General features: G+C 69.8%; 18 protein-coding genes and 1 pseudogene. 5 read left to right on the plus strand and 14 right to left on the minus strand.

Annotated features, from left to right (window positions below):
- Window positions 1–74 precede the first annotated feature (74 nt).
- The 3 genes from D7D52_RS20655 to D7D52_RS20665 all read left to right on the plus strand — a co-directional run bounded on the left by D7D52_RS20655 (window position 75) and on the right by D7D52_RS20665 (window position 2,311).
- Window positions 75–509, plus strand: coding sequence for a hypothetical protein (locus D7D52_RS20655; protein ID WP_120738771.1), 435 nt, complete (start codon window positions 75–77; stop codon window positions 507–509).
- Window positions 510–684: 175 nt separating this feature from the next.
- Window positions 685–879 (plus strand): hypothetical protein, encoded by a 195-nt coding sequence (locus tag D7D52_RS20660; RefSeq protein WP_120744308.1) that lies wholly within the window; start codon window positions 685–687, stop codon window positions 877–879.
- A 142-nt stretch (window positions 880–1,021) separates the two neighbouring features.
- Entirely contained in the window at window positions 1,022–2,311 is a 1,290-nt protein-coding gene (locus tag D7D52_RS20665; protein WP_120738773.1) for a family 1 glycosylhydrolase, read from the plus strand.
- Window positions 2,312–2,326: 15 nt separating this feature from the next.
- On the opposite strand, the gene D7D52_RS20670 is transcribed toward D7D52_RS20665, so the two are convergent.
- Both D7D52_RS20670 and D7D52_RS20675 read right to left on the minus strand, forming a co-directional pair.
- A complete protein-coding gene (locus tag D7D52_RS20670) occupies window positions 2,327–3,034 on the minus strand; it encodes an HAD family hydrolase (protein ID WP_120738776.1) in 708 nt (235 codons plus the stop codon).
- Window positions 3,031–4,560, minus strand: a complete 1,530-nt coding sequence (locus tag D7D52_RS20675) for a mannitol dehydrogenase family protein (protein WP_120738777.1) — start codon at window positions 4,558–4,560, stop codon at window positions 3,031–3,033. The genes D7D52_RS20670 and D7D52_RS20675 overlap by 4 nt, the downstream gene beginning before the upstream one ends.
- Before the next feature lie 304 nt (window positions 4,561–4,864).
- On the opposite strand from D7D52_RS20675, the gene D7D52_RS20680 reads away from it, so the two are divergent.
- Entirely contained in the window at window positions 4,865–5,518 is a 654-nt protein-coding gene (locus D7D52_RS20680) for a hypothetical protein (RefSeq protein ID WP_120738779.1), read from the plus strand.
- Between the two features lie 8 nt (window positions 5,519–5,526).
- Here the strand turns inward: D7D52_RS20680 and D7D52_RS20685 are convergent, their stop codons facing one another.
- From D7D52_RS20685 to D7D52_RS39305, 12 genes and pseudogenes are all read right to left on the minus strand, one after another.
- Entirely contained in the window at window positions 5,527–6,291 is a 765-nt protein-coding gene (locus D7D52_RS20685; protein ID WP_120738782.1) for an anti-sigma factor, read from the minus strand.
- On the minus strand, window positions 6,284–6,940 hold the full coding sequence (gene sigK / locus D7D52_RS20690; protein ID WP_120738783.1) for an ECF RNA polymerase sigma factor SigK: 657 nt from the start codon (window positions 6,938–6,940) through the stop codon (window positions 6,284–6,286). The genes D7D52_RS20685 and sigK overlap by 8 nt, the downstream gene beginning before the upstream one ends.
- Window positions 6,941–7,104: 164 nt before the next feature.
- Window positions 7,105–7,890 carry a DUF1295 domain-containing protein gene (locus D7D52_RS20695; protein WP_120738785.1) on the minus strand — a complete coding sequence of 262 codons (786 nt, stop codon included), beginning with the start codon at window positions 7,888–7,890 and terminating at the stop codon, window positions 7,105–7,107.
- Window positions 7,887–9,164, minus strand: a complete 1,278-nt coding sequence (locus tag D7D52_RS20700) for an SAM-dependent methyltransferase (protein WP_120738787.1) — start codon at window positions 9,162–9,164, stop codon at window positions 7,887–7,889. Before D7D52_RS20700 ends, D7D52_RS20695 begins: the two co-directional genes overlap by 4 nt.
- On the minus strand, window positions 9,161–10,420 hold the full coding sequence (locus D7D52_RS20705; RefSeq protein ID WP_246023189.1) for a class I SAM-dependent methyltransferase: 1,260 nt from the start codon (window positions 10,418–10,420) through the stop codon (window positions 9,161–9,163). The genes D7D52_RS20700 and D7D52_RS20705 overlap by 4 nt, the downstream gene beginning before the upstream one ends.
- The gene (locus D7D52_RS20710; RefSeq protein WP_120738789.1) at window positions 10,417–11,151 is read right to left on the minus strand and encodes a DUF1365 domain-containing protein; all 735 of its coding nucleotides are present in this window, start codon (window positions 11,149–11,151) and stop codon (window positions 10,417–10,419) included. Before D7D52_RS20710 ends, D7D52_RS20705 begins: the two co-directional genes overlap by 4 nt.
- Window positions 11,148–12,464 (minus strand): NAD(P)/FAD-dependent oxidoreductase, encoded by a 1,317-nt coding sequence (locus D7D52_RS20715; protein WP_120738791.1) that lies wholly within the window; start codon window positions 12,462–12,464, stop codon window positions 11,148–11,150. Before D7D52_RS20715 ends, D7D52_RS20710 begins: the two co-directional genes overlap by 4 nt.
- A 119-nt stretch (window positions 12,465–12,583) precedes the next feature.
- On the minus strand, window positions 12,584–15,025 hold the full coding sequence (locus D7D52_RS20720; protein WP_425464556.1) for a phosphoketolase family protein: 2,442 nt from the start codon (window positions 15,023–15,025) through the stop codon (window positions 12,584–12,586).
- 119 nt (window positions 15,026–15,144) lie between these two features.
- The gene (locus tag D7D52_RS20725; RefSeq protein WP_246023190.1) at window positions 15,145–15,651 is read right to left on the minus strand and encodes a flavin reductase family protein; all 507 of its coding nucleotides are present in this window, start codon (window positions 15,649–15,651) and stop codon (window positions 15,145–15,147) included.
- Window positions 15,652–15,742: 91 nt separating this feature from the next.
- A complete protein-coding gene (locus D7D52_RS20730) occupies window positions 15,743–16,306 on the minus strand; it encodes a TerD family protein (protein ID WP_120738797.1) in 564 nt (187 codons plus the stop codon).
- A 116-nt stretch (window positions 16,307–16,422) separates the two neighbouring features.
- Window positions 16,423–16,842 (minus strand): sodium/calcium exchanger protein, encoded by a 420-nt coding sequence (locus tag D7D52_RS39300; protein WP_246023191.1) that lies wholly within the window; start codon window positions 16,840–16,842, stop codon window positions 16,423–16,425.
- Between the two features lie 319 nt (window positions 16,843–17,161).
- Window positions 17,162–17,500 (minus strand): annotated as a pseudogene (locus D7D52_RS39305) (sodium:calcium antiporter); the annotation flags it as partial.
- Window positions 17,501–17,692: 192 nt separating this feature from the next.
- On the opposite strand from D7D52_RS39305, the gene D7D52_RS20740 reads away from it, so the two are divergent.
- Window positions 17,693–18,328, plus strand: coding sequence for a fasciclin domain-containing protein (locus tag D7D52_RS20740; protein ID WP_120744310.1), 636 nt, complete (start codon window positions 17,693–17,695; stop codon window positions 18,326–18,328).
- The last annotated feature ends 12 nt before the right edge of the window (window positions 18,329–18,340 follow it).

Raw genomic sequence — 18,340 nt, forward strand, 5'->3', positions numbered from 1 at the left:
CCGGCTCGCGTCCTCGGTCGTTCACAGCCGACGCGTTCTGGGATGCCAACGGCGGCAACGACATCGTCACCCGCATGGCCGACCGCCTCGGCCTGCGCGAGACCCAGCCGCCCGACGATCCGGCCCAGTGGGGCGAAACCCGCACCACCCCAGCGGATGTCGTCACCATCTACCACTACCTCACCACCACCGTGCCCCAGCCCGCCCGCACCGTTCTGCTCAACGCGCTCGGCGGCGCCGACCAGATCGCCGCCGACGGCACCGATCAGTACTTCGGCATCCCCGACGGCCTGACCGGCGACAGCTGGGCGGTCAAACAGGGCTGGATGACCCTGGACTCCTCCACCACCCTCGACACCACCGGCCTGGTCGCCGCCGCGCCCGGCGGGCCGCTGCGCTACACCGTCGTCATCCTCACCACCCAGCCCGCCGACACCTCCTGGAACACCGGCGGCTCCGCGCTCACCGCCGCCGACACCGCACTGCGCCCGGTGCTCACCGCCGAATGAAATGCGGCCGCACCGGTATCGGACGCGGTTTAGCGGCGTTGCGGCCGGGTACCGCGAAGCATGGGTCGAACATGCGCACCCCGCGGAATTCGGATCCGATGATGGAGGCAAGACGATGGTTTATGACGACCGACGTGTTTACGGCGGCTCCGGTGTGCGATACGGCGGCGGCTTCATGCTCCTGCTATTCATCTGGTTGATCATCGGCGCCATTGCCGCCGGGCAGCGCCACTACTACGACAGCGCGCCGACCAATTGCGCCAGCACGGGCACCATCGCGGTGACCATTCTGGCCGGTCCGCTCAATTATGTCGGCGTGAATCCGAAGATTCACGACTGCAACGTGAATGTTCCGCAGCCGAGCCAATAACGGGGGCGGATCCGGGCGCACGGGATCGTCGAACGGGTAGCGCAACGTCCCGGAGCGGGCTGTCACAGCGGAACGCGTTACGACGCAACGAGTTCCGCGGCTTCGGGATGGAATCCGGTCTCCGGACGGTACTCTCGATGCAATGGGTCAACGTGCACTGTTCACAATTGCATGTATCGTCCTGGCCGCCTGGAGCGCGGTCACGACGCCCTCCGCCACCGCCGATCCGGGGTTACCGCCGGTCGGCGGTGGTTTTCTCTGGGGCGTCTCCAGCTCCGGGTATCAGAGCGAAGGCTTTGCGCCCGACAGCAATTGGAGTCGCTACGCCGGATCGGGGCGCGCCGAGGACTACCGCAATTCTGTCGATTTTCTCCATCGGTACGACGAGGACATTCAGAACGCGGCCAACCTCGGGGCCGGCGTGTATCGCGTGAGTGTGGAATGGGCTCGGGTGCAACCGAATCCGGGCGAATGGGACTTTTCCTTCTACGACAGCATGATCGGGCGGATTCGGGCCGCGGGCATGCGGCCGATGATCACTCTGGATCACTGGGTGTTCCCGGGGTGGGAGGTCGATCGCGGCGGCTGGCGCAACCCGGGCATGGTGGACGACTGGCTGACCAATGCCCGCGCGGTGGTCGACAGGTACGCGCATCTGGATCCGCTGTGGGTCACCTTCAACGAGCCGCTCAACTACGCGAGCAAGGAACAGCAGATAGGCGATCTCGGCGCACTGGACGTCGCGCCGATGATCGACCGCATGGTCGCCGCGCACCGCGGCATCTACGACTACATTCACGGCCGGCAACCCGGGGCGATGGTGACCAGCAATATCGCCTACTCGGCCATGGGCGCCGCGCAGGCCGACGCCTCCTTCGTCGACCGCATCGCCGACAAACTCGACTACGTCGGCGTCGACTACTACTACGGCGGATCCCTCAGCAATCCGCCGAATCTGATCGCGCAGCTCACCAATACGCCCTCGGGGCTCATCCTCGAACCCGACGGCATCTACTACGCGCTGCGCCGATACGCCGGGAAGTTCCCGGGCCGCCCGCTCTACATCGTCGAGAACGGCATGCCCTCCGACAACGGCTCACCCACCACCGACGGCATGACCCGCGAGGACAACCTGCGCGACACCGTCTACTGGGTGCAGCGCGCCAAGGCCGACGGCATGAACATCATGGGCTACAACTACTGGAGCATCACCGACAATTACGAATGGGGCAGCTACTCACCCCGTTTCGGCCTCTACACCGTCGACGTCACCAGTGATCCGTCGCTGGCGCGGCGGCCCACCGCGGCCGTCGGCGCGTATCACGACATCATCGGCGCGGGCGGCGTCGGCGCCGGGTATGTCCCGACCCGGGCCCCGGCCTTCTGTTCGCTGCAGGATCTGCCCTCGAGTTGCGTGAACCCGGTTCGCTGACGCACCGCACGAGCGTCACCACAGCACCGGCGGATGCGGCACGGCATCGTTGGCGACGGCCAGATAATCGATGACGTGCCGCAGATCCGGGTACACGCGGTGCGCCAGCTCCCGGGTCTCCGCGGTGGCGGGCACCAGATCCGGTATCAGCAGGCAGCGCAGGCCCGCCGCATGGGCGGCGCGCAGGCCATTGGGTGAATCCTCGCACGCCAGCGTGAATTCCGGCTCCGCGCCGAGCGCCGCGGTCGCCGTCAGATAGGGCTCGGGATGCGGTTTGCCCTGCCGCACATCCTGCCGCGTGACAATGGCGTCGAAACGGCCGAGCAGCCCCACGGCCCGCAGATGATGCTGGGTGCGTGCGCGATTGGACGAGGTGGCGATGGCGCGCGGCACCCGGCGGCGGTCCAGTTCGTCGAGCAGTTCGGCCACACCCGGTTTGACGGCGAGCCGACCGGCGTCCACCAGCCGCGCGATCGTCGTCTCGTGCGTGCGGAAGAACTCGTCGAGCGGGAAATCCGGCCCGAACGCCGCGACCGCCAGTTCCCGGCAGGTGTCGGCGGGCATGCCGATGAGGCTGTGGCAGAACGACTCCGGCAGCGCGTATCCGAGTTCGGCCCCGGAGCGTCCCAGCGATTCCACCGCCAACCGCTCGGAGTCGAGCAGCAGCCCGTCCATATCGAAGACGACAGCCCGCACCGGCTTGTCGCGCGCATCCGCTCTCATGCCACCCGTCCCAGCAATTCCGGCCGTAAGCGCCGTCCGATCACCTCGGCGACATTGTCGCCCATCAGCTCGACCAGTGCGTCGCCCACTTCCTGCTGAATATGCCCCAGATGCGGCAGCGGACCGAAGATGTCCTTGCGCGCGAGAAAGGCGCGGGCGCGCCGATGCGGGTCGGGAATGGCCGCCAGCCTGGCCAGTTCGGGTGCGCGCGCATCGATGACCCGCAGCGGGGCGCCGGGCGTCCCGCTCAGATCGAACCAGCGAATCCACGCCGCGATCAGCAGCGCCGCACCCGGTGTCGGGCGGCCGGCCGCGAGATTCTCGCGCATGGCGGCAGCGACCCTGGGCAGCATCTTGTCCGATCCGTTGCGGCCCACCCGGGTGGCCTCGTGCCGGATGGCGGGATTGCGGAACCGGCGCAGCAGATCGTCGACGGCGCGGTGCAATTCGCCGTCGGTGAGCCGCAGGGTCGGGCCCTGTTCGAACAGCATGAACTGCCGGGCCAGCGCGCTGAGCGCGGGATCGGTCCCCGCCTCGGCGATGGTCGGGTGCCCGGCGACCGCGCCCAGATAGGCCAGCAGCAGATGGGTTCCGTTGAGCAGCCGCAGTTTCGCCAGTTCCGGGCCGGTGACGTCGGTGACGTAGTTGGCGCCGGCCAGGTCCCAGCGCGGCCGCTCGCCGTCGAAGTTCTCGATGGTCCAGGTCATGAAGGGTTCGGCCGAGACGGGGGCGCGGTCGTCCACGCCGCCGAGCCGGGTCCGCGCCGCCGCCTCGTCCCCGTCGTCGCCGGAGGTCACGATGCGATCGACCACACTGCACGGGAATTGCACATTGCGGGCGATCCAGCCCGCCAGCCGGTCGTCGCGCAGCGCCGCGAAATCCAGCACGGCGCTGCGCAATTGACGGCCGTTGGCGGTGAGATTGTCGCAGCTGAGCACCACCGGCGGGGTCCCGCCGCGGCGGCGCACCGCGGCCAGTCCGCCGACCAGCATCCCGATCGCCGTGCAGGGTTTGGCGGTGCAGCGCAGATCGTGCCGCACCGGATCGCTGCCCGAATCGAGCCTGCCGGTGTCGGGGGACAGGCAGTAGCCGCCGGTGGTGACGGTGAGGGTGACGATCCGCACGCGCGGATCGGCCACCCGGCGCACCACCCCGATCCGGTCCGACGGTGCGTGCACCGCCGCGGTGATCGCGCCGACCACCTCCGCTCGGGCCGCGCCCTCATCGCGCAGCAGAGCGGTGTACAGGTTGTCCTGCGCGCGCAGCGCCCCGACCACGTCGGGCCGGGACATGGCCACCGCGGTGATGCCCCACCGCCGGTCGCCGCTCGCGGTCATCGCGTGCTGGGTGATCAGCGCCTGATGCGCGCGATGAAACGAGCCGCAGCCCAGATGCACGATCCCGGTGCCCAGCAGGCCGGGGGTGAACGGCGGCCGGGTGACATCGCGCGGCAGCCGCGCCAGCGCCCCGACCCCGAGTCTCGGGGAATTCGTTTCGACGTCAAGTGAATTCGGATTGCCGCGCATACCGAGCCCTCCGGCCGCATTCGGAATGGTTGGTGTGAAAGCGACCGATCGACACTGAACTCGTCGCAGAGCCGAATCTAGATCAGGTTTTCCGAAAGTTCGACTGGGAAACGACCTTTAAACTGTTCGCTCTGTCACACGGTTATCGGCAAGTGTCCGTAGGTATTTCGTAAATAGGCAGCTGATACGCCATTTAAGAAATACCCGCGATGTGATTTCGGGACCGGCGTGTTCCCCGGAATTGCGGCCCATTCGGTGTTGAATAACCTCGGTCGGTTCCGAGAAGTCACCGCTGGAGGCTTTCTTGCACGGAATTTTCCGCACGCCCGCCCGGGGCTCGCTGCCGGCGGTCCTCGCGCTGGCGCTGATCGGCGCGGGCCTCGTCACCCCGGTCGCACCCGGCCCCGCCGCGGCCGGACCCGTCCAGGACGGCGGGACGTTCCTGGCCACCAACATCACCGGCGCGGGCGCCCGGGTGGCCTTGTCGGCGGGCACCTTCGTCGAGCACGCCACCACCGGCGCGATCGACGTCCTCGACCGCACCGGCGCCGTCACCGAACAGGTGCTGCCCAGCGTCGTCGTCGACGGGACGCTCACGCCGCTGAAACTGACCATCGGCAATGCGGGCAAGGAGCTGACGGTCCAGGTGGTCGGCGGCCTCACCGCGGGCGCGAAAGTGACCGCGACCCTGGGCGAGAGCCTCGGTCGCGCCGCCGAGGCCTGCCTCGCCAAGGGGCTGCCGGCGGCCATCCTGCCCGGCATCCTGGCCGCGCTCACCGGCGGCCTGACCGCCGCCGCGACCCTCAATCCGGTCGGCATCGTCACCGCCGCCGCCCTCGCCGGACTGGCCGGCGCCTGGGGCGGTTTCCTGGCGGGCTGCACCCGGGGCGCGCTGGAGGCCTGGTCCGACCACCCGCCCGCCGTGATCGCTCACCGCCTCGACCAGATCCCGCTCTGATCCGACCCTCAGCTGAGCGGGACGCCCGCGATGGGTGTCGTGGTGGGCGCGGGGGAGCCGCCCGCCGGTTCGATCGACACCGCGAGCTGACCGGCGTCGCCGAAGCGCATGAGCATCGGCGCGCCCGCGGCAGGCAGCGTGGTCAGCACGCCCGCCGAACTCGCCTGTCCGGCAGTCGAAATCAGCCACAGCTGGTAGGTGTGCCCCGCCGGCGGGGCGGGCACGGCGTCGAACGACACCAGGGCCGCCCGCAACTGCGGTGACGAGTCGACGGTGAGGGTGCCGCCGCCGGAGATCGGGACCGTGTGCTGCCGGGTGTCGGCGTGCGTGCTGATCTGCTGGGCGGTGAGGTCGCCGGTGGCGCCGGAATGGCTGCGGTGCACCAGGATTCCGGCCCCGAGACCGACGGCCACCGCGGCGGCCGCGGCCACCGCCGTCCAGCGCAGCGCCCGCCGGCGGTCCAGGCGCGCGACCGGTCGCGGTGTCGTCGCGTGCGCGGGATCGGTCCGCTCGCCCGCCGGCCGCTGCTGTTCGTCCAGGAGCCGCTGCAGCGACTCCTCCACGCTCGGGGGCGCGGGGACGGCGTCGATGACGGTCATGGCGGCGAGCGTCTCGCGCAGGTCGCGCACCGCGGAACGGAATGCGGCGGCGGTGGATTCGTCGGCGTCGTCGAGTCTGCGCTCGACGGCCGCGCGCTCGGTGCTGGAGAGGGCGTCCAGCGCGTACGGGTGCGCCAGGTCGAGGAGGTCGGCGTCGGGCTGGAGGTCAGGCATCGCTCAGGGATCCTGTCAGGCAGTTCTGCAGTCGCTTGAGGCCGTCCCGAATGCGGGTCTTGACGGTGTTCAACGGGATTCCGAGGTGGTCGGCGACCTCGGCGTAGGTGCGGCCCCCGTAGTAGGCCAGCGCCACGGTCTCGCGCTGGGTGCCGGTCAGCGTGCTCAGGCAGTCGATGACGGCCTGTTCCTCCGACCGCTGGCCCACGGCCTCGGCGACGATATCGTGGTCGCGCCCGAGATGCCGCTGCCCGTAGGCGAGATCCCGTGTCCGGGAAGCGGTTTCGACCCGCACCCGGTCCACGGCCCGGCGGTGGGTGAGCATCATGAGCCAGCCGATCGGGCTGGCCAGGCGGGCGTCGTACTGGCTCGCGGAGTTCCACAGGTAGAGGTAGATCTCCTGCGTCACCTCCTCGGCCGCCGCGGGCCGGCGCAGGATGCGCAGGCACAGCCCGAAGACCCGGTCGTGGGTGGAGTGGTAGAACTCCGTGAAGGCCGTGCGGTCACCGCCCGCGATCTCGCGCAACAGCCCGGTCAGCCGTCGGGTGAGTTCCGGATCGGGCCCGGCGCGGTGGTTGGCGCAGGCCTCGGCACCGGTCTCATTCGCGCGGCCGGCGTTCACCGAAACGAAGCGGCGAGGATCCGCCATGGCACTGTGTCTCCGTGGGTAGGGGTGGATCGGCGGCACTGCCCGCGGGGGCCGGGCAGTCGTGCGATGACTGGTCGAGCGCATCTCGGAGACTAGCGGCCTCCGGTGCGCGGCGGGGCGCACTTGGCGATCCCGGCGCGTGCGTGGGCGCGCGTGGCGTGCGGTCATCGCGGTGGCCGGGGGAAGAAATACGCGGTCCGGGCCTGGTAGTCGGCGTAGCCGGGGCGGTCGCGCATCGCTCGTTCCAGCATGCGGGCTCCGGTGCCGCGGATCAGCAGGTAGGACATGATCATCGGGGCGAAGCCGGTCAGGAGGCCCGGCCAGGCGGAGGCCGCGATCAGCCACAGGCCCCACCACACGCAGAAGTCGCCGAAGTAGTTCGGATGCCGGGTCCACGCCCACAGCCCTTCGTCCATGATGCGGCCGCGGTGGGCCGGATCGGCCTTGAAGCGCGCGAGCTGGCGGTCGCCGAGCGCTTCGAAGCACACGCCGATCGCCCAGACGAGCACGCCCGCCGCGACGAGCACCCAGCCCGGGCCGCGGGTGTCGCCGGCGGCGGCGGACACCTGAATGGGCAGCGAGATCACCCACTGCGCCACGGCCTGGGTGAGGAAGATGCGTGTGATCACCGTCGGCGCGGAACGTCCGTGGCGGTCCAGGAGCGCGTCGTAGCGCGGGTCCTCACCGTGCCCGGCCGTCCGGCGGGCCAGATGCCAGCCGAGCCGCGTGCCCCAGATCGCGACGAGCGCGAACAGGACGGTCCGGCGCCACGGTGCGCCGTCGCCGAACGCCAGCCCGACCGCCGCGACCAGCACGAAACCCGGTCCCCAGATCACGTCGACCACGTTGTAGCGGCCGATGCGCCTGCCGATCAGGTAGGTCACCGCTTGCAGCAGTATCAGGACGGCCGCCGACAGCAGCCAAATCCGTAGTTCCGCAGGCCAATTCACGAGGCGACCACCGCCCGCGGGGCGCGCCGGGTGCTGGTCGCGGCCGCTGGGCGTCGCGCCAGGATCTGGTCGACCCCCATGCGCCCCTGCTCGAACGCGAGCGCGCCACCGGCCAGGTACAGCCGCCAGGTGCGGGCGCCTTCCACGCCGAGCAGTGCCACCGCGTCGTCCCACCGTTCCTCGAGGCCGCGCAGCCAGGCGTGCGCGGTCCACCCGTAATGTTCGCGCAGCGCCTGCACGTCGCGCACTTCCAGCCCGGCGTCCTCGAGGTGGGCGATGGTGTCGCCCACCGGGCGCATGGCCATATCGGGGGCGATGAACGATTCGATGAACGGTCCGCCGCCGGAGTGGCGGCCGCGCCGCGACATCTGCTGGATCAGCACCGGTGCGCCGGGGGCGGCGGCGTCGTGCAGCACCCGGGTGTAGCGGGGGTAGTTGCGTTCGCCGACATGCTCGCCCATCTCGAGGGAGGCGACGGCGTCGAAGCCGGTGTCGGTGAGGTCGCGGTAGTCCAGCAGCCGCACCCGCACCAGTTCGCCGAGTCCGCGTGCGGCGACCTGCTTTTCGATGAAGTCGCGCTGCGCCCGCGAGATCGTGATGCCCACGACTTCCGCGCCGTAGTGTTCGGCCGCGTGCAACGCCAGTGATCCCCAGCCGCAGCCGACGTCCAGCAGGCGCATGCCCGGGCGCAGTGCGAGTTTGCCGCACACCAGGTCCAGTTTGGCGCGCTGCGCGGCGGCGAGGGTGTCGCGGTCGGCGGGGGAGTCGGGTGCGCCGTCGGCGAAGTAGGCGCACGAGTAGGCCATCGAGGGATCCAGCAGCAGGCGGTAGAAGTCGTTGGAGGTGTCGTAGTGGTGGCTGATGGCGGCGTGGTCGCGGGCCTGCCGGTGGCGGCGGCCGCGCAACCGCGCCTGCGTCGCGGGGGCGGGCGGGCGTGAGCCGAACGCGCCCAGGCGGATTCCCGTCATCAGCAGGCGCGCGAAGTCACCGGCTCCGGGCCGGCCGATGCCGCGGGCGGCCGCGGTGCGCCAGACCGTGCCCAGGGCCTCGCCCAGGTCGCCGTCGACATCGATCTCCCCGGTCACGTAGGCCTGTGCCGCCCCGAGTTCGCCTGGATGCCAGAGGATTCGGCGCACCGCGCGCGGGCCGCTGAGCACGATGCGCGGCGCGTCCGCCGGTCCGGCGACGCTGCCGTCCCAGGCGGACAGCCGCACCGGCAGTGGGCCGCGCAGCAGCGGGCGCAGGGCGGATTCGAGTTGGGCGGCGACGGTCACGACTGCTCCTCGGGCCGGTGGAGAACGATCTGCTGGACATCGAGGTAACCGGAACGGAATCCGGCCTCGGAGTAGGCGAGGTAGAACTGCCACAGCCGCCGGAAGGTCGCGTCGAAGCCGAGGGCGGCGACCTCGGCGGCGTGGGCGTCGAAACGTTCCCGCCACAGCCGCAGCGTCGTGGCGTAATGCTCTCCGAAGCAAGAGTTTTCGCGTACGCGCAGTCCGGCGCGGTGGGCGGTGGTCGTGATCGCCCGGGTGGACGGCAGGGATCCGCCGGGGAAGATGTACTTCTGGATCCAGGTGTAGGTGTCGCGGCTGGCGAGCATCCGGTCGTGCGGCATCGTGATCGCCTGCAGCGCGACCCGCCCGCCGGGGGCGAGCCGCTGCGCGAGCACGTCGAAATAGGTTGGCCAGTAACGGTATCCGACCGCCTCGATCATCTCCACCGACACGATGGCGTCGTATTCGCCGCGCACGTCGCGGTAGTCGCACAGTTCCAGGACGACGGAATCGGCGAATCCGGCGGCGGCGACGCGGATGCGGGCCAGTTCCAGTTGCCGGTTCGACAAGGTCACCGAATGCACCGTCGCACCGCGGGCGGCGGCGCGCACGCACAATTCGCCCCAGCCGCTGCCGATTTCGAGCACGCGCGTGCCCGCGCGCACCCCGGCGGCATCGAGCAGGCGGTCGATCTTGTAGCGCTGGGCGTCGGCCAGCAGCGGCCAGGAGGCGGTGGCCGGGTCCTCGAACAGGGCCGAGGAGTAGGTCATGGTCTCGTCGAGGAACAGCTGGAACAGCTCGTTGGACAGGTCGTAGTGGTGTTCGATATTGGTGCGCGCGTTCGCCGCCGTCCCGTCCTGGCTCGTCGGCGGTGACGGCAGCAGGAAGGAACGCAGCGATTGCAGCCCGGCGGGAACGAGTTCGGTCAACCGGGCGGCCAGCACCGTGAGCACGGCCGCGGGGTCGGGGGAGGTCCATTCGGCGGCGGTGTAGGACTCGCCGAAGCCGATCAGGCCGAGGCTGCCGACGCGCGCGAAGAAGGCGTCCGGGTCGCGCAGGATCATGCGCGGCAGCGGTTCGGTGTGGGCGTCGAGGCCCAGCACGGTGCCGTCGGGGTACTCCACCCGCAGGGGCAGGCGAGAGACGGCGCGGCGGAACAGCATCGAACAGCCGCGGGCCAGCAGTCGCGCGCGGGCGCCGGCGGGCGCGGCCGGGACGAGGGCGGTGCTCACGGGGTCGAGACAGAATCCGGTCACAGGGAGATCCTTCGAGGGGCGGGAGCGGATGGACGCGGGACGACGGGAACTCCCTTCGCCCACAGGGCGATTCCGTGGCGGCGGATGCGAGCCGCCGTCAGCCACGGGGACAGCGGCGCGCGCAGGTGCGCCCGCAGGACGGTGGCGGTGGTCACCGGCAGGCGGTGGCCGGTCATCGAGGCGTAGAACGGCGGCAGGTCGTCGGTGCGCAACGTGATGTGCAGCGCCAATTCGTCGCCGGGTTCGGGGATGCGCAGCCGATAGCGTCCGTCCACGGCGTTGAAAGGCGAGACGTAGAAGCGTTTCTCGGTCTCGGCGCGGCCGTGGGCGTCGGGGAACAGGACATACGCGTGCCGGCCGCCGTAGGTGTTGTGCACCTCGGCGATCGCGCAGCGCAGCCGGCCGCCGCGATCGTGGCACCAGAAGACGGTGAGCGGATCGAAGGCGTAGCCGAGCGCGCGAGCGCCCATGAGCGCGGTCACGGGTCCGTCCGCGCGGTCGATGCCGTGCTCGGCCAGCACGCGATCGACCCGGGCGCGCAGGTCCGTGCCGGGGCCCTCGAGGTGATCGACCGCCCGGAAATATCCGAAGGGCCGCAACGGCAGTGGCGGGCGCGGCGGGGCGTCGAGGTCGAAATACCAGCTGTAGCCGCGGTATTCGAACTCGTGGTGGACCGGTGCGCGCCGGATGTGCCGCAACCGGGTGAGGTACAGCGCCGGAGCGATGGTCATCGCGCCTCCACTCGAACGGGTGCCGTCGCCGCGGGTCTCGCGTCCCAGCTTCCGCCGATCCGCTCGGCGGCGCGCACCCCCGACAGTGCGCCGTCCTCGTGGAACCCCCACCCGTGATACGCGCCCGCGAACGCGACCCGATCGGTGTCGAGTTCGGGCAGACGGCTTTGCGCCGCAACCGATTCCGGGGTGTAGAGGGGATGCTCGTAGGTCATCTCGGCGAGGACGTGCTCGTCCGCGATCCGGTCGCCGCCGCCGAGGGTGACCAGGAACCTGCGGTCTCGCACGTGCTCGAGCCCCATGAGCCTGGTGAGGTCATAGGTCACGGTGACGCCCTCCCCGGGCCGCGCCGGAACCAGATAGTTCCACGAGGCCCGCGCGCGGCGAGAGCGCGGCAACAGCGTCTCGTCGGTATGCAGCCGGGCGTGATTCACCGAATACGGCATCGCCCCCAGGATCGAGCGCGCCGCCAGGCTCGGCGTCGCCAGCATCGCCAGCGCCTGCCGGGGGTGGGTGGCGATGACGACGGCTTCGAACCGCCGCACCCCGCCGATGTCGCGCACCAGCACGTGATCGGCATGCTCCTCGACCCCGAGCACCGCTGTGCCCGTATGGATCTCGTCGATCCGCGCGGCGATCTTCTCCACATACCGCGCCGACCCGCCGACCACCGTCCGCCACCGCGGCGACCCGTACACGGTCAGCATCCCGTGATGCTCGAGAAACCGGAACAGATAATGCGCGGGATAGCGGTCGGCAACCGCCGGTTCGCACGACCACACGGCGGCGACCAACGGCGTCATGAAGTAATCGACGAAATACCGATCGAACCGATGCCGCCGCAAGAACTCCGCCAACGTCACCCCGGAATCCGGCTCCCGCAGCAATTCCCGCGCCGCCCGATGAAACCGCGGCACCTCCGCCAGCATCGCCAGATGCCTGGGCCGCACCAGCGCGCGAGCATTCGGAAACAACCCGCCCACCCCCTTGGCCCCCGCGTATTCGAGCCCGATGTCGTCCGCCCGCACCGACATCGACATATCGGTCTCGCGCGTAGCCACCCCCAACTCCCCGAACAACCGCAGCAGGGTCGGATAGGTCCGCTCGTTGTGCACGATGAACCCCGAATCCACCCCCACCCGCCGCCCCGCCCCCACCTCGATCTCATGCGTATGCGCATGCCCGCCCAGCCGCCCGTCCCGCTCATACAGCGTGACCCGATCACTCCCCGCCAGCACATACGCGGCCGCCAACCCCGCGACCCCGCTCCCCACCACCGCGACCTCCCGGCCGCCCCGCGGCCCGGATGACATCGCCTCACCAGGTTTCAGCCAAACTCCCATACCCCGACTTCGACATGCCCCCCGCCGGGGTTTGGTCACCCGACCGCGAATCTCGCGGCCGGGTGCACGGAGGTTTCACGGCTGTCGGGTCAGGTCCATTTCCAGTCGGCCACGACGGGGATGTCCTCCCCGTGTTCTCGGGTCCAGGCGCGGGCTTGCCAGCGGGCGTCGACCATTTCCTGGCGGAGGGCGGCGGCTTTGTCGCGGAGGGTGGGGACGCGGTCGATGACGTCCATGACGAGGTGGTAGCGGTCCAGGTCGTTGAGCATCACCATGTCGAAGGGGGTCGTGGTGGTGCCGCGTTCCTTGTAGCCGCGCACGTGCAGGCCGCCGTGGTTGGCGCGGCGGTAGGTGAGGCGGTGGATGAGCCAGGGGTAGCCGTGGAAGGCGAAGATGACGGGGCGGTCGGTGGTGAAGAGGGAATCGAATTCGCGGTCGGACAGGCCGTGCGGGTGTTCTTCCTCGGGCAGCAGGCGCATGAGGTCGACGACATTGACCACGCGCACCCGCAGTTCGGGCAGGCGGGCGCGCAGGATCGCCGCCGCCGCAAGGGTTTCCAGGGTGGGCACGTCGCCGGCGCAGGCCAGGATCACGTCGGGCGCGACGCCTTGCTCGTCGTTGTTGCTCGCCCACGGCCAGATGCCGATGCCCCGCGCGCAGTGCACGGCCGCCTCCGGCACCGACAGCCAACTCTCCTGCGGCTGCTTGCCGGCCACCACCACGTTCACGTACTGGCGCGAGCGCAGGCAGTGATCGTAGGTGGACAGCAGGGTATTGGCGTCCGGCGGCAGATACACCCGCACGATCTCGGGCTTCTTGTTGAGCACCACGTCCAGGAAACCGGGGTCCTGGTGGGTGAACCCATTGTGGTCCTGCCGCCAGACATGCGAGGACAGCAGGTAATTCAGGCTGGCGATGGGCCGCCGCCACGCCACCGCGGAGGCGGCGTCGAGCCATTTGGCGTGCTGGTTGAACATGGCGTCGACAATGTGGATGAAAGCCTCGTAGCAGGTGAAGACGCCGTGGCGGCCGGTGAGCAGATAGCCCTCCAGCAGGCCCTGGCACATATGCTCGGACAGCACTTCGATGACGCGCCCGGTGCGGTCGAGTTTCACGTCGTACTCGCCGATCTCGGCCTGCCAGTCGCGCCCGGTGACCTCGAGGATGTCCTGTAATCGGTTGCTGGCCAGTTCATCCGGGGCGAAGGTGAGGAAGTTGGCCGGGTTGGCGCGGGTCACCTCCCGCAGCCAGCCGCCCAGCACCCGGGTGGCCTCGTGCTTCACCGCGCCGGGCGTCGCCACCTCCACGCCGAACTCGCGCCAGTCCGGCAGTCGCAGATCCCGCAGCAGCAGACCGCCATTGGCGACCGGATTGGCGCTCATGCGCCGATCGCCGGTGGGCGACAGCGCCAGCAGCTCGGGCACCGGCCGGCCGTCGTCGTCGAAAAGCTCGTGGGGCCGATACGATTTCAGCCACTGCTCGAGCACGCGGCGATGCGCGTCGTCGGTGCGCGCACCCGCCAGCGGCACCTGGTGGGCGCGGAAGGTGCCCTCCACCGGATCCCCGTCCACGATCGGGGGACAGGTCCAGCCCTTGGGGGTGCGCAATACGATCATCGGCCAGATGGCCCGCTCCGCGGAACCCGCCCGCGCCCGCTGCTGGATGGCGGCAATGCGGTCCAAGCAGGTGTCCATCGCCGCGGCCATCGCCTGATGGACGACGCCGGGGTCGTTGCCGGACACCATGATCGGCTCGTAGCCGTACCCGCGCAGCAGCGAGTCGAGTTCGGATTCCGGGATCCGCGCCAGCAGCGTCGGATTGGCGATCTTGTATTCGTTGAGCGCCAGAATCGGCACCACCGCGCCGTCGCGCCCCGGATTCAGGAATTTGTTCGCATGCCAGCTGCCCGCCAACGGCCCGGTCTCCGCCTCCCCGTCGCCGATCACGCAGAACACCGTGAGATCCGGATTGTCCAGCGCCGCACCGAAAGCGTGCAGCAGCGAATACCCGAGCTCACCGCCCTCGTGAAAGGAGCCGGGTGTCTCGGGAGCGCAATGGCTGGGCACCCCGCCCGGATACGAGAACTGCGCGAACAACGCCCGCATGCCCTCCGCGTCCCGCGGAATGTCGCTGTACAACTCGGAATACGTGCCCTCGAGCCAGCCGCACGCGTTCGGCCCGGGCCCGCCGTGGCCGGGACCGGCGACGAACACGGCGTTCAGATCCCGCTCGCGGATGGCCCGATTGGCGTGCACCCACACCAGATTCAGTCCCGGCACGGTGCCGAAGTGCCCCAGCAGCCGCGGTTTGATGTGCTCGGCTCGCAGCGGCATCCGCACGAGCGCGTTGTCCAGCAGATAGATCTGTCCCACCGCCAGATAGTTGGCCGCCCGCCACCAGGCGTCGAGCCCGGCCAGCTCGTCGGCGCCCAATGGCCCGGGGGCCTCGGTCAGCCGATAGGGGGTCGGTGCGACGGTCCGCCCGCCGCCGCTGGTCTCGTTGTCCGCCGAGGTATCGCTCGTAGTGCTCACGGGTGCACCCTTTCGCGGTGGCATTCCGGTCGTCGGCTGTTACAGAGCTCGGCGTCAGCATACGTGGCGAGGGAGAAGCCGCAGGTGAGCCGGATTCCGACCGACCGGATGCCGACATTTCAGGCGGGGCGGCCGGGGGTGAGGTCGGCGACGGCGCTGTAGCGCAGGGGACTGATGTCCGGGTGCGGCGCGCGTGCGTCGGTGATGTCGAGCACCATGCCGACGTGGTCGCCGAAGTCGTGGCGTTCCATGATCTCTCCGACGAACCAGCCCGCGGCCGCGGCCAGGATCGGCAGGCCGTGCGGGCCCGCGTGCCACTCGCAGTGCTCGAACTTGTCGAGTTCGAACCCGGTTTCGGAGCCGAAGAGCTGCGCGAGCGCGCCGGACTCCTCCGGGAGGACGTGAACCGCCAGATAGTGCGCCTCGCCGGCCACTTCGTAGGTGCGATTGCGCTTGGAGAGATTGACCAGAAACCGCCGCGGTTCGATGCTCACCTGGCCGCCGAAGCCGATCAGGCAGCCCGCGCGGCGCCCCTCGGCGACGGTGGTGACGATCCACACCGGGGCGTCCGCGCCCGCGACGACGAGATCGAACGCACCGTTCGTATCGTGGATCGTGCGTGGCACGCAGCACCTCCCCGTGTCGGGCGGGCCCGGTTCGTCCCGCGGCTCGCCCAGCCTACCCAGGCAAACGGACAGCCACCCGCCAAGGCCGTCGCTACGGCAGGTAGGGGGCCAGGTACGGCACCATCTCGGCCACATGGGTCGCGGGCGCTCCCACCCCGATCCCGGCGAACACCCATTCGACGGGCGTCCGGGTCAGCTTGCCGACCACGAACGCGGTGTCGGAGCTGCCGGTCAGCGTGTAGCGGGCGATGTCGAGCAGCGTCGTCGGATCGGTGACCCGGCAATACGAGTTGGGAATCTCGGTGAAAGGCATTGCGGTATAGGACGTCGCGGTGAAGAAGATCGATGTCACCGCGTCGGAGATCCGGCTGAGATCCACCAGAATATGCTCGTTGGCGCCGACCCCCTCCCCGGTGAGATTGTCGCCGGTATGCCGCACCGCCCCGTCCGCGGACATCAAATGCTCGTGAAACACCACGTCCACGAGCTGTTCTCCGCTGAACATGAGCGCGGCGAGATTCACATCGAACCGATTCGCCACCGCCACACCGGGATCGACCTCCACGCCGAGCGCGCTTTCCAGCGAATCCCATCCCAGCGCCCATTCGACGCAATCCAGTGGGGCGCCATCACCATCGAGTAGGGGAACAGACACGAACTACCTCTTCACTTCACAAGTATGCCCTCCCGCAATACCCGGATCCCCGCCCGCAAACCGGTCGTCGCATTCTGGCGCAACAGAATTCGTGATCTTCCCCCGAGCTGCGGCGATCAGGAGGCAATGGCGAACAGACCGGCCAGCCCGAGCGCGTACAGCGTCAGCACGGCCAGCGAATCCGCGCCCATCCGCGCGATCCGCCGCCGCGGCCGAAACAGCAGACCCGCGGCGTAGACGAAAGTCAGCAGCATGCCCAGGGCGGTCAGATAGATGTCGGTGCGCTGCGCGTGCGGCAGCACCGCCTGCCCCGACAGCAGCGTGGCGGCCAGAAACAGCACCGGCAGGAAGGCGTTGCCGCCGAAGATGTCGCTGATGGCCAGTTGATAGTCCTCGTGACGGACCGCGGTCAGCCCGGTGGAGATCTCCGGCAGCGAGGTGGCCAGGGCCAGCACCGTGGCCCCGAACAGCACCCCCGAGAGGCCGACATGCTCGGCGATGGCATCCCCGCTGCGTTCCAGCAACACCCCGGCCACCAGGGTCACCAGGGCGGCCGCGGTGAAGATCAGCGCCGATTTCGTGGTGCCGATGCCGCGGTCGGTGGCCCGCTGTTCGACCCGCTCGCGCTTGTGCCCGCGCGGATGCCGCTGACCGTCGGGGGGCCTGCCCGGATTCCTGCCACGGCAGCGATCGTCCGGCCCGGCGCAACAGCAGCAGGCCCGCGATCCACAGCGCGGTGATCAGCACCGGCCCGGGCGTGAGCCGGAAGGCGATGAGGTCGGCGGGCAGCTGGGTGCTCGCGACGACGACCGCCAGCACCGCGATCACCAGCAGCGCCTCGAGCACCAGCACGAGCGAGGCGGCCCGATAGGTCAGCGGCCGTTCGCCCCGCACGCCCACGATATCCAGCACGACCAGCACGACCGTCTGAATCGCGATGCCGCCCAAGATGTTTCCGACCGCGACCCCGGTATTGCCGGACAGCGACGCCGACGCCACGATGGCGAGTTCGGGCAGATTCGTGGACACCGCGAGCAGGATCAGCCCACCCAGCGCCGACCCCAGATGCCACCGCGTCGAGAGCACATCGGTCTGATCCGACAGTGCGATTCCGGCGACCCAGATCGCCGCCCCCGCCCCCACGAAGATCACCGCCAGCACCGGCAACGACAATCCCGACACACAACCTCCCATTCACCGCGCACCCGCGGCCGGCGGCCGCGCTGCCTGCGCCATACCCGAGGAGCCGGGCTTCTCACGCCGGGCCGCGACGTGGGGATTCGCCGCGCGACCAAACCCGAACCGGCGGCGGCGCGAAACCCCTTGCACCTTTCGGTCACCCATCAGCAACGCGGCCGCCCGGCCGCCGCACGGAGGTATTGCATCATGAAACACATCCAGCGCACCCTCGCCGTCGCCCTCGCGGCGACCGGTGTCGTCGCGAGCCTGGGCGCCTGCTCGAGCGTCAAATCCGATTCGTCGTCCACCCCGACGACCAGCGCCGCCACCAGCGCCACGGCCGACCCGGCCGCCGATCTGGTCGGACCCGGCTGCCAGGACTACGCCCGGCAGGTCCCGACGGGGGCGGGTTCGGTCAGCGGCATGGCGCAGGACCCGGTGGCGGTGGCCGCCTCGCACAACCCGTTGCTGACCACCCTGGTCTCGGCGGTGTCGGGCAAGCTCAATCCGCAGGTGAACCTGGTGGACACGCTCGACGGCGGCCAGTTCACCGTCTTCGCCCCGGTCGACTCGGCGTTCGCGAAAATCCCTGCCGCGACCGTGGATTCGCTGAAGACGGATGCGCCGACGCTGAGCAAGATCCTCACCTATCACGTGGTGCCCGGCCGGATCGGCCCGGACCAGATCGCCGGTGCGCACAAGACGGTCGAGGGCGCGGACGTGACGGTCACCCGGGACGGCACGAACATCAAGGTCGGTGACGCGTCGGTCATCTGCGGCGGCGTGCGGACCGCCAATGCGACCGTCTACCTGATCGACACCGTCCTCCAGCCGCCGGCCTGATCGGCGTGCCCG

Source organism: Nocardia yunnanensis (genome assembly GCF_003626895.1).
Lineage (GTDB): Bacteria > Actinomycetota > Actinomycetes > Mycobacteriales > Mycobacteriaceae > Nocardia > Nocardia yunnanensis.

What these genes read in the sequence shown, in the direction of transcription:
- D7D52_RS20655 (WP_120738771.1), top strand. Translation starts at nt 75, where the DNA reads ATGGCCGACCGCCTCGGCCTGCGCGAGACCCAGCCGCCCGACGATCCG.
- D7D52_RS20660 (WP_120744308.1), top strand. Translation starts at nt 685, where the DNA reads ATGCTCCTGCTATTCATCTGGTTGATCATCGGCGCCATTGCCGCCGGG.
- D7D52_RS20665 (WP_120738773.1), top strand. Translation starts at nt 1,022, where the DNA reads ATGGGTCAACGTGCACTGTTCACAATTGCATGTATCGTCCTGGCCGCC.
- D7D52_RS20670 (WP_120738776.1), bottom strand. Translation starts at nt 3,034, where the DNA reads ATGAGAGCGGATGCGCGCGACAAGCCGGTGCGGGCTGTCGTCTTCGAT.
- D7D52_RS20675 (WP_120738777.1), bottom strand. Translation starts at nt 4,560, where the DNA reads ATGCGCGGCAATCCGAATTCACTTGACGTCGAAACGAATTCCCCGAGA.
- D7D52_RS20685 (WP_120738782.1), bottom strand. Translation starts at nt 6,291, where the DNA reads ATGCCTGACCTCCAGCCCGACGCCGACCTCCTCGACCTGGCGCACCCG.
- sigK (WP_120738783.1), bottom strand. Translation starts at nt 6,940, where the DNA reads ATGGCGGATCCTCGCCGCTTCGTTTCGGTGAACGCCGGCCGCGCGAAT.
- D7D52_RS20710 (WP_120738789.1), bottom strand. Translation starts at nt 11,151, where the DNA reads ATGACCATCGCTCCGGCGCTGTACCTCACCCGGTTGCGGCACATCCGG.
- D7D52_RS20715 (WP_120738791.1), bottom strand. Translation starts at nt 12,464, where the DNA reads ATGTCATCCGGGCCGCGGGGCGGCCGGGAGGTCGCGGTGGTGGGGAGC.
- D7D52_RS20740 (WP_120744310.1), top strand. Translation starts at nt 17,693, where the DNA reads ATGAAACACATCCAGCGCACCCTCGCCGTCGCCCTCGCGGCGACCGGT.